The following is a 988-nucleotide window of genomic DNA, read 5'->3' as shown; positions in this document are numbered from 1 at the left end:
GAGGCGCCGGACAAGGCGCTCGTCCTGGACCCCGGGGGCCCGGCCTCGCTGGGTGCCGAGGGGTACACCATCGCGTCCGGCAGGAACGGCGTCGTCGTCACGGCGCACGGAGCCCAGGGCCTGTTCCGCGGCGTGCAAACGCTGCGTCAGCTGCTGCCCGCCGCGGTCGAGTCCCGCACCAGGCAGTCCCGGACGTGGACGGTCGCGCCCGCGAAGGTCTCCGACGCGCCCCGCTACGAGTACCGCGGCGTGATGCTGGACGTCGCCCGCCGCTTCTTCCCCGTCGAGCAGGTCAAGCGCTACATCGACGAGGCTGCGGCCTACAAGATCAACAAGCTGCACCTGCACCTCACCGACGACCAGGGCTGGCGCATCGCCGTCGACGCCCTGCCCGACCTGACCAAGGTCGGCGCCAGCACCCAGAGCGGCTTCACCGGCGGCACCGACTGGTACTACACGGCGGCCGACTACAAGGAGATCGTCTCCTACGCGGCGTCCCGCTTCATGACCGTGGTCCCCGAGATCGACGGCCCCGGGCACACCATGGCCGCCCTGGCCTCGGTTCCCGAACTGAACTGCGACGACCGGGCGAAGGCCCCCTACTCCGGCTTCGAGGTCGGCATCAGCCTCTACTGTCTGAAGGACCAGAAGCACCAGGACGCGACGAAGAACTTTCTTCGGACCGTTGTCGACGCCGTGGCCGAACTCACCCCCGGCCCCTACGTCCATCTCGGCGGCGACGAGACCCCGCAGGCCACCCAGGGCGAGTACGACGCCTACGTCGAGGCGGCCGCCGACGCGACCACCGCGCGGAAGAAGACCGTGATCGGCTGGCACCAGCTCGGCCAGTCCCCCCTCCCCGCCGGCAGCCTGCTCCAGTACTGGGGCGAGGACAGCGACCGGGAGACCATCGGCACGGCGAGCGAGAAGCCGGGCATCACCCACCTCCGTCAGGGCGTCGCGCAGGGCGCCAAATACATCATGTCCC

General features: G+C 70.2%; 1 protein-coding gene. It reads left to right on the top strand.

Translation table 11 applies throughout. The features are described from left to right. The coding region (locus tag VR45_RS40190) for a family 20 glycosylhydrolase (RefSeq protein ID WP_045944924.1) at positions 1-988 on the top strand (988 nt) is incomplete at both ends.

Source organism: Streptomyces sp. NRRL S-495, assembly GCF_000966955.1.
Lineage (GTDB): Bacteria > Actinomycetota > Actinomycetes > Streptomycetales > Streptomycetaceae > Kitasatospora > Kitasatospora purpeofusca.
The sequence above is the reverse complement of the archived record's forward strand: the minus strand, read 5'-3'. Positions and strand labels throughout refer to the sequence as shown.